This window comes from Acinetobacter sp. UBA801 (assembly GCA_002296655.1).
Classification (GTDB): domain Bacteria; phylum Pseudomonadota; class Gammaproteobacteria; order Pseudomonadales; family Moraxellaceae; genus Acinetobacter.
Window position 1 is genome coordinate 1 of the sequence record DBIN01000004.1, and the last position, 9,418, is coordinate 9,418.

General features: G+C 41.8%; 8 protein-coding genes. 6 read left to right on the top strand and 2 right to left on the bottom strand.

The window, feature by feature from the left end:
• Nucleotides 1-358: 358 nt before the first annotated feature.
• The gene (locus B2W49_RS00345; RefSeq protein WP_291331413.1) at nt 359-1,486 is read right to left on the bottom strand and encodes an endonuclease/exonuclease/phosphatase family protein; all 1,128 of its coding nucleotides are present in this window, start codon (nt 1,484-1,486) and stop codon (nt 359-361) included.
• Nucleotides 1,487-1,673: 187 nt separating this feature from the next.
• On the opposite strand from B2W49_RS00345, the gene asd reads away from it, so the two are divergent.
• The 5 genes from asd to truA all read left to right on the top strand — a co-directional run bounded on the left by asd (nt 1,674) and on the right by truA (nt 7,595).
• Complete coding sequence (gene asd / locus B2W49_RS00350) at nt 1,674-2,792, top strand: aspartate-semialdehyde dehydrogenase (protein WP_004976115.1); 1,119 nt, start codon at nt 1,674-1,676, stop codon at nt 2,790-2,792.
• Nucleotides 2,793-2,963: 171 nt separating this feature from the next.
• Nucleotides 2,964-4,370, top strand: coding sequence for a type IV pilus assembly protein FimV (locus B2W49_RS00355; protein ID WP_291331428.1), 1,407 nt, complete (start codon nt 2,964-2,966; stop codon nt 4,368-4,370).
• Nucleotides 4,371-4,436: 66 nt separating this feature from the next.
• Nucleotides 4,437-5,759, top strand: a complete 1,323-nt coding sequence (locus B2W49_RS00360; RefSeq protein WP_291331430.1) for a fimbrial protein FimV — start codon at nt 4,437-4,439, stop codon at nt 5,757-5,759.
• Between the two features lie 45 nt (nt 5,760-5,804).
• The gene (locus B2W49_RS00365; RefSeq protein ID WP_291331432.1) at nt 5,805-6,785 is read left to right on the top strand and encodes an asparaginase; all 981 of its coding nucleotides are present in this window, start codon (nt 5,805-5,807) and stop codon (nt 6,783-6,785) included.
• Nucleotides 6,786-6,797: 12 nt separating this feature from the next.
• The gene (gene truA / locus B2W49_RS00370; protein ID WP_291331434.1) at nt 6,798-7,595 is read left to right on the top strand and encodes a tRNA pseudouridine(38-40) synthase TruA; all 798 of its coding nucleotides are present in this window, start codon (nt 6,798-6,800) and stop codon (nt 7,593-7,595) included.
• A gap of 115 nt (nt 7,596-7,710) precedes the next feature.
• Here the strand turns inward: truA and B2W49_RS00375 are convergent, their stop codons facing one another.
• Nucleotides 7,711-8,718, bottom strand: a complete 1,008-nt coding sequence (locus B2W49_RS00375; protein WP_019836002.1) for an AraC family transcriptional regulator — start codon at nt 8,716-8,718, stop codon at nt 7,711-7,713.
• Nucleotides 8,719-8,948: 230 nt separating this feature from the next.
• Here B2W49_RS00375 and infA point away from each other — a divergent pair, with 230 nt between their 5' ends.
• On the top strand, nt 8,949-9,170 hold the full coding sequence (gene infA, locus B2W49_RS00380) for a translation initiation factor IF-1 (protein ID WP_001284370.1): 222 nt from the start codon (nt 8,949-8,951) through the stop codon (nt 9,168-9,170).
• The last annotated feature ends 248 nt before the right edge of the window (nt 9,171-9,418 follow it).

A 9,418-nucleotide genomic window follows, 5' to 3' on the forward strand; every position in this document is an offset into this window, starting at 1 on the left:
TTTTGAATTGGCTAAAACCTTATAAATATAGCTTTTGACTGCTTAAAATTTGACTAACGCAAGAAGTCTAATGAAAATAAAAAACCAATCCCTAAAAAATCATCGCCCGAGTTCTACATCCTGTAAAACTCGGGCTCATGAGGTTGTGCTTTCAAAACTTATTGTTATTTTATTATGTGGCATTCCTTACCTACATCATATCCTTGATGTTCATCCATCAGCGTCGTCTTCCTTAATGGGATATTCCTTTCCCGAGTCCTTGTGCTGATGAATTAATCTTAACTAGATCAATCAGAATAAAATATGCGTCATGCGCCTAAATCCGTGTAAGCTATTTCGTACAATTTTCGATTGATTTCTAAACCGATTTACCCTGCTCTTTATACCGCTGTGCAATTTCATCTGTCACAATCTTTTCTTCTCGCTCTGCTTTTTCAATCCCCTCCTGAATCGCGTCCTGTGCTTCTTGCTCATCGGCATCAGTTTGCGGCAATTCATCTTGAATTCGATCAAACACCCGCCCAGTTTGTAATACCACATACACAGGAAAATGGTCTGAACCGATATGTGCTAAGCGTTTCATTTTGACCAAAGCAAAGTCGGTACTATGAAAAACATGGTCTAATGACCAACGTAATAAAGGATAATCGGCATGAAAGGTATTGATATAGTGCCGCCCAACGCGCGGGTCGAGCAAACCACTGATCCGCTGAAACAAGCGCGTCGTCCGCGACCATGCCACATCGTTTAAATCCCCCATCACGATACAGCTTTCATCTAAATCTTTGATTTGATCGCCTACAATCAACAATTCTGCATCTCTTAAAACTGAATCTTTGGCTTCAGTCGGACTCGGGGGTTTGGGATGCAAACAATACAACTGTACAGGTTGCCCCGAAGGCAAAATCACACTGGTATGAATAGATGGAATTTCATCACTCAGAATAAATTTGATTTCACTGTTTTGTAACGGCAAACGGCTATACAAATGCATGCCATATAAATTATCTAAAGGCACAGCGACTCGATAAGGATAGTCAGCTTCAATCACAGACAAGGCTTGCTGCCATGCCAAATCAGATTCTAAAGTCAACACCAAGTCTGGTTTTAAGGCTTGAATATGTTCAATTAAAAGATGATATTTCTGATTCGGTGTCAAAACATTGGATACGATTAAGGAAATCTGTTTTTCAGGATTTAGCTGTTCTGGGCGGACTTGTTTGACTTGTTTTTTCCATAGCAGGGTGTAGGGCAAGACCATTTTGAGCTGATAAGCCAAAGCTGCAATTAGTCCAATCAAAATCACTAGGCTAGACACATCCCATGCCTGCTCCCAAATCAGCAGCAAAACAAAGGCAATGATGCCTAAAAACAAAATTTGTAACCGTGGAAAGTCTGCGCCCCGAATCCACCATTCATCACGTGGAATCAGTGACCAAAAACTTAACCAAATGACTAATATTGCAAGCCCTTCTACCCAAATCATCTTGCTTTACTCTTTTGTATTTTTTGTCGTTTTACATGAAAACCAAAGTTATCAATTTTGTATGTAACACAAACAAGAGATTTCACTCAATAATACTCATGTTTTGTTCATGTAATGCTTGCAGTTGCGTCCCCTTTTGATAGACTTACATTCCTTTATTGTTTTTAACGCACCGAGGCAAAGTGACATGAAAGTAGGTCTGGTCGGTTGGCGCGGGATGGTCGGTTCCGTCCTTATGCAACGTATGGTTGAAGAAAATGATTTTGCTCATTTTGAGCCATTCTATTTCTCTACCAGTAATGCTGGCGGTGAAGCACCAGCGTTTGGTGGTAAGACTGCCCCAGCACTTATGGATGCAACAGATATTGAAAGTCTGAAGCAAATGGATGTCATTATTACCTGTCAAGGTGGTGATTACACTTCTGCCGTTTTCCCGAAGCTTAAAGCAGAAGGTTGGAATGGTTACTGGATTGATGCTGCATCTACCCTACGTATGGATGATGAAGCGATTATCGTACTTGATCCAGTTAACATGAATGTCATTAAAGATGGTTTGGTGAATGGCACCAAAACATTTGTGGGCGGCAACTGTACTGTTTCTCTTATGTTGATGGGCTTAGGTTCATTATTCCAAAATAATTTGGTGGAATGGGCAACTTCAATGACCTATCAGGCAGCTTCTGGTGCAGGTGCGCAAAATATGCGTGAGCTGATCACAGGTATGGGCTACTTGTATAACAACACCAAAGACTTGTTGGATGATCCACGTTCACCAATTTTAGACATCGACTCTAAAATTGCCGAATTACAACGTGGTGAAGGTTTCCCATCGGCAAACTTTGGTGTGCCTTTAGCAGGTTCTCTCATCCCATATATCGACAAACAGCTTGAAAGCGGTCAGTCAAAAGAAGAGTGGAAAGGCCAGGTTGAAACCAACAAGATTTTAGGCAATCAGCAGATCGTTCCAATTGATGGTCACTGTGTGCGTATTGGTGCAATGCGTTGTCACTCTCAGGCAATCACGTTGAAGCTGAAAAAAGACGTTCCACTGAACGAAATTGAAGATATGATTCGTCAATCAAGTCAATGGGCTAAAGTTGTGCCAAATACTCGTGAAGCATCTATGACTGATCTGACACCTGTAGCTGTGACTGGTACATTAACTGTTCCTGTGGGTCGTTTGCGTAAAATGAACATGGGCAAAGAGTACTTAGGTGCATTCACTGTAGGTGACCAATTACTTTGGGGTGCTGCTGAGCCATTACGCCGTATGCTTCGCATCTTAATTGATTACAAAAACGCCTAAACACTCGCTTTATCACTCAATCATTTTGATGTTGTGATCTAGCACTAAAAAGCCAGTCAAATTTTGACTGGCTTTTTTTATGTAATCGGTGTGTTAATATTTTACAATCTACCTACAACTCGCTACTCTATCCTTTTCGCCTTGCGATAAATGACCGAGCTAACAATTAAGATGACTGTATATAACAAATTAAAGATCGCTATTTTATCTATTCTGGCTTCACAGCAAATGTATGCAATGAATGTTGACCCGATTCAAATTCAGTCAACAACTGGGGAGTTGCTCTATGCGGAAATCAACTTTCGTCAATCGAATGTTAATGAAGCGATTGATGTCAGTTTAGCTACGCCAGAAGATCTGATGTCAATTGGTGCGAGTCACCGTCCACCAGGTCATCTTAACTTTTTTACACGCCGTAATAGCAACGGCACAGGGGTCATCACCATTACTTCATCTCGACCGTTAACTGAGTCTGAGTTGAATATTGTAGTTAAAATTAAAGAAGGCAATGCAACCCACCTGCAACATATTCACACACCATTAAAACGCAGTTCACCTGCTCCATTGGCCGCTATGCAACGCAGCAATGAACAAGCTTTAACACCTATCATGATTGTAAATGAGCAAGATATTGCTTTAAATTTACCTGTAAGTGCAACCTATCAGGCTGAAACACCCAAAGCAATTGAACAACAAGCCTTTGAAGCACCGTTAACCATTCAACGCAAAACACCACCGGTATTAAACCATCAAGCAGTAACTGTAATTCAAACTGTGCCTAGCCGTAGCGCAGCAAGTGAAAATACGAATGTGGTTGCTTCAAAAACAGCGCCAGCGCAGACAAATAACTACCCAACACCGACAACATCTACAGCCACCGCTCATCAATCGGCTGATCCACTAGTGCAAAAATTTGCTGAACAGCAACGCACGAATCAACTGACACAAACTCAGCCTGCTGCTGCCGCGAAAAAGCCTACACAAACAGCCGCTGCACAGGCTAAACCAAACCCTGTCACAGCCAAGCCTGTACTCAATAACCAACATGTAGTTCAATCGAATGAATCATTATGGACCATTGCGTCACGCATTGCGGTAGAAAACAATCGCCCTGTTGCTGAAGTGATGCAACAAATTAAAGCCAATAATGAACATGCTTTTATTCAAGGTGATGCTAATCGTTTACGTCGCGGGGCGACCTTAAATTTACATGCACAAACTGGAACCAAGCCAGAGAAAAAAGCCGGAATTCCAAAACCAGAAACGGCTAGCGCACCACAATCAGGCAAAGCCAAATATCGTTTAAATCAAGCAGAAATGAGCCTTGTAGCAGAGAATCAACAAGACTCTAGCCACGGTTCTGCCAAGAAGAACACACAATCCACACAAACTTCGGGTGACTTATCATTAAAAGTTATGACATCCCGTGAGAAAACCGTTAAATTACAGAGAAACGTAACAGAATTAGAATTGGCATTACGTCAAAAGGATCACAGAATTCAATTACTCAACGCGCGCCTTGCCGAACTGCAACAACAATTGCAAAAACAACAAGCCGCAAATAAGCCAAAACACTAAATGTTACACACAATGATTTTTTTGGGATAAGGTCAAACAGGGACCACATCCTCAAGGGGTATAAACATGCTGATTTATGTGATTCCGTTTATTTTATTACTGGTGATCGCAATTTTCTTGAAAAAGCGTGAAGCAAGTAAAGAAGCCGAACCAAGCAACAAGAAAACAGCAGCGCCAGCCAAAACCAGTGCCAAGAAAACCACAACTACCAAAAAAGTTGCCCAGAAATCGGTGGTGGTTGAAGAGGTTGTTCCAACACCACAACACTCTACCCCTGTTCCTGTAAAAATCCAAACCAACATTGAAAACCTGATCAAAGAACGTAATTTCTTTGCTGCAGAAGCACAAATTAACCAAGCATTAAAACGTGATAACTCATTGCATGGTTTGTATTTGTTATTGCTTGATATTCATTTACAACAAAAAGATGAATTTGCAATTGATCAATTGCTGAATCATTTACGTTCTTTAGAGCTTGACGATATTCTGTCACAAGCTGAAGCGAAAAAAGCCAGTCATGCACATGAAGATATTGCTGAAAAATCAGCAAATGAAGCGCTGACAGCAGCTCCAAGCAGCTTAGATTTTACTGCACCTGTGAGTACGCCAAATCAAACGGCTTCTTTTGACCAGTTACAGCACGAACTGACCTCAAATAAAACTGCAGAACCTGAAGCAGCTTTAGAATTTGACACCTCATCGTTAAATTTCAGCCCTGCAGCTACACCTGTTGTAGAAAAAGCAGCCGAACCTGAAGTCAAAGCAGAACCTGCTGCACTGGATTTTAATTTCTCACTCGATTCCACAGCAGCAGAAGCAAAAACTGAAGCGCCTGCAATTACAGCTGAACCAAGTGCAAGCCCTGCTGAGGAAGTTAAACCGCTCGATTTCACGTTTGATTTAACACCAAGCCCAGCTGAAACCACAGCAGCACCTGAAACAACAACCCCTGAATCAACAATCAGTGAAGCTGCTGCAGTCGAACCCCCTAGTCTGGACTTCAATTTTTCGACACCAGAAAGTGCACCTGCAGTTGAAGCAAAAGCTGAACCTGCACCTGATTTTAATTTCACATTTGACAGTACGCCTGCTGCGGAAACCAATCTTCAACCTACAACTGAACCAGAAATCATTGCTGCACCAAGTATTTCACTTGAACCTGCTGCAACCTTTGTCGGTACAGATGTTGATCTGAATGATCCATTGGTGAAATCATTCCCAGACTTATCTCAAGTGGATGAAATTCAGTTGAACTTAGACTTAGCGAGCCAATATGTAGAGTTGGGCGCTTATGATGCTGCGAAAGCTTTACTTAGCGAACAAGGCGCAAATTATTCTGCTGAACAACGCCAACGTGCCGATCAGTTACTGAATCGAATCGCTTCTTAATTCAAATCAGATTAAGATTAAGCAGTCATTCTTGGCTGCTTTTTTATGATGAAAAAAATTGCGTTAATCTACATGGGCGGCACTTTTGGCTGTGTCGGTGAACCACTAAGCCCAATGCCTGCCGAGCAATTCTTGCCACGTTTGGCACAGGTTTTGCCACTAAATTTAGAGATTGAATGCTTTGTTGCCCCTGTCATTAAAGACAGTAGCGCCTGTACAGCAGCAGACTGGTTACAGCTCATTCAATATATTCAAAAATTACAACAAGATAATTTTCAACATTTCGTCATTTTACATGGCACAGACACGCTCAGCTATGCCAGCGCAGTCTTGGCACGTTTTTTAGCTCAAAGCACCCATGTCATTCTCACGGGTAGCCAATATCCCTTACTCAATGCACAAGGTACAGATACCCGTGAATTTAGTGATGCATTGGACAACCTGAATTTTGCTTTACAACAGATTCATCAAGTGACTCAGGGAGTATATCTTGCTTTCCATCATCAACTGATTCATGCCGCGACAGCACAGAAACAACACACCACCGAGTTAAATGCATTTACAGGTCAGTCCGCTTTGGTTTGCACGGAGAGCAAATCGCAGAATGAACCAGCATTCAACATTAGCACTCAACATATTGGAAAGGCCCGACACTTTAATTGTCTGAACTGGATGTTACAGCCAATTGCCATTTCCGCTTTGGTCGATAATTTAAAGGCCTTACAGCAGCATCCACCACACTGTCTGATTTTACAAAGTTATGGCACAGGCAATATGGCAGTCAATGCCGAAGTGATTGCGTTAATTCAGGCTTTACAAGCTCAACAATGTGCCGTAATTCTCACCACACAAGTCACTTTCGGTGGTATGCAGCAATGCTATGCGATCAGCCAGTGGTTACAGGACAGTAAAATTTTAATCAGTGATTGCCAAAGTCATGCAGATCTTTATGCCAAAGTCTTAAAAATGTATTTACAATACGACAGCCTTGCACAGTGGTATGCGCATTGGCAGTCTTCAGTGTGATTTGAGGTGATTATGCAGCGTTTTGCAATCGGAATTGAGTTTTGTGGCATTCGGTATCGGGGTTGGCAAACCCAGCAAGCAGGCGTACCTAGTGTGCAGGAAACCATTGAAAAAGTTCTGAGCAAAATTGCCGATGAAGCCATTATTTTACATGGTGCAGGACGTACCGATGCAGGCGTGCATGCAACCAATATGGTGGCACATTTTGATACGCATGCCATTCGTCCCGAACGTGGTTGGTTGATGGGAGCCAACAGCCAACTACCCAAAGACATTGCAATTCAATGGATTAAAACGATGGATATGGACTTCCATGCCCGTTTTAAGGCTCAGGCACGGCGTTATCGCTATGTGGTATATAACAACCCACAACGCCCTGCCTTGCTGCACAAACAAGTCACCCACGCTTATTATCCCTTAGATGTCGAAAAAATGATTGCGGCTGCGCAGAAATTTGAAGGGACACATAATTTTGAAAGCTTTCGTGCCGCAGCGTGTCAATCCAATCAGCCTGTTCGTCATGTCAGCCATTGCCGCTTAATTCGTCACGGCAATTATTTGGTATTAGATATTCAAGCTGATGGTTTTTTGCATCACATGGTACGCAATATCATGGGTTGCCTTTTGGAGATTGGGCAAGGTTTGTATGACATTGCGCATATTGACCAAATTTTTGCAGCCCAAGACCGTAAAGCCGCAGGGATTACCGCCCCGCCCGATGGCTTATATTTTATTCAGGCGCATTATCCTGAACAGTTTGATTTACCGAAAGTTCCTTTAGGTCCACATTGGTTAAACATGCCAGAATAATCTCTTTTTAAAAATTTTCCTCCCCCTAATCCCGCCTTATAGAAGACAAACCACAGATCTACAAAATTAAAGGAATGAAAAAATCCCTCCTTTTAGGAGGGACTTAAGTGGTAATTTAACGCTGTTTTCGTTTTCTATATTCCACTGGGGTTTCATTGGTCCAGCGTTTAAAGGCACGATAAAAAGTACTAGGCTCTGAAAAACCCGTTAAATATACAATCCGCTCCACACTTTCATTGGTATTCGATAATAATCGTTTAGCCAAACGACAACGGTAATCTGACAGAATTTGCTGAAAACTGGTATTTGCTTCGCTCAATTGTGTACGCAAACGGCGTGGTGTGATATTCAATTGCGCCGCTACTGTTTCCAAGGTAGTTTCGCCACTTTCTAAGGTTGAACCAATAGCACGGCGCACTTCACCAACCAAATCATAACGCGCCAGTTCCTGTAGCTTTTCTAATGCCAACTGTTCATTTAATTGCAACAACTCTGGCTCTGCCTGCCACAGCGGATAATCCAAAATACTCGGATCAAAATACAAACGTGTTTCTTTCTGCCCCAAACTCACAGGACATTCAAAGACACGGAAATATTCATCATCAGTAGCGCCTTGACTAAAGTTAAAGTCGATATAAATGGGCTGAAAACGACCTTCAGTAATAAATTTAAAGAATCGTAAAACACCCGACATGGCGCATTCAGAAAAATGACGATTAACGATATTTTCTGACCCTGGCTGCACACCATTGGTTAAATAGCAGCGACCATCTTCCACTACCAATTTGGCATCAAAAGCATCACTAATTAGGCGTTGATAAGCCAAAGCGCGTTTTAAACCTTCACCAAAGTTTTCTGAAGAAATAAACAAATGTTCAATCACTTGCCCACGGTAAAGTGGTAAATGTTCCCCCAGATGTAAACCAATATCAGGGTCTTTACTGACTTCCTCAGCCGCAACCCAAAACGCATATTGTGCATTTAAAGGCGTACGCTCATTGGCTTCGACCTGATTTAAGGCCACACCAGCTTTTGTTAAAATTTCTTCGGTTGGCAACCCCGCACGACGAATCGCTTGGTAGCCTAATCGCAATACAACCGATGCATCTGTTAGCTGACCCACGCAAAAACCTTCCTTGTATGTACTTCATTTATACTTAAAAAGATTGAAATTAGATTAACTGTGATTGACCGAACTGACAACCTACCCAAGCCTATTTTTACAGAAAAAGTATAAACCGATGATTCGCTTATTTTACTAACAGATGCGCGGCGTATAGGGTAAAGCATCTTGATTTTTTCAGAAAAATTGCCTATAATTTGCGCCTTTCCAATTTGATACTCAGGTAGGCTATGGCCAATAAAGAGGAACTCATCGAGTTCGAAGGCGTTGTCACCGAAACGCTTCCTAATACTATGTTTCGTGTACGTTTAGAAAACGGTCATGAAGTGATTGCTCACATTTCTGGTAAAATGCGTAAACACTATATTCGCATTTTAACGGGCGACAGTGTGAAAGTTGAAATGACACCTTACGACTTAACAAAGGGTCGCATCACTTACCGCGCACGCTAAGTTTTAGAGTAAGCAAAAGCCACTTTCGGAGTGGCTTTTTTACGTTCACTTCCAAAATTCTGTTCAGCCTTTCTTTTTCCTGCCACTTATCGAATCACCACATTTTTTTCTTGCCTTACATTCTACAATGAACTTTTGAGCAAGGGAGAAAAAGCATGTTATTTCGATCCTGCATTGCTTTGGTTATTGCTTTGTTTCTAGGCATTACTTTAGTTGCCTGTAGTAGGGCAGAGTAAAACTTGAAGTGC

Bases quoted from the DNA above. Each gene is read 5' to 3' on its own strand.
- B2W49_RS00345 (WP_291331413.1), bottom strand. From the start codon at position 1,486: ATGATTTGGGTAGAAGGGCTTGCAATATTAGTCATTTGGTTAAGTTTT.
- asd (WP_004976115.1), top strand. From the start codon at position 1,674: ATGAAAGTAGGTCTGGTCGGTTGGCGCGGGATGGTCGGTTCCGTCCTT.
- B2W49_RS00355 (WP_291331428.1), top strand. From the start codon at position 2,964: ATGACTGTATATAACAAATTAAAGATCGCTATTTTATCTATTCTGGCT.
- B2W49_RS00360 (WP_291331430.1), top strand. From the start codon at position 4,437: ATGCTGATTTATGTGATTCCGTTTATTTTATTACTGGTGATCGCAATT.
- B2W49_RS00365 (WP_291331432.1), top strand. From the start codon at position 5,805: ATGATGAAAAAAATTGCGTTAATCTACATGGGCGGCACTTTTGGCTGT.
- truA (WP_291331434.1), top strand. From the start codon at position 6,798: ATGCAGCGTTTTGCAATCGGAATTGAGTTTTGTGGCATTCGGTATCGG.
- infA (WP_001284370.1), top strand. From the start codon at position 8,949: ATGGCCAATAAAGAGGAACTCATCGAGTTCGAAGGCGTTGTCACCGAA.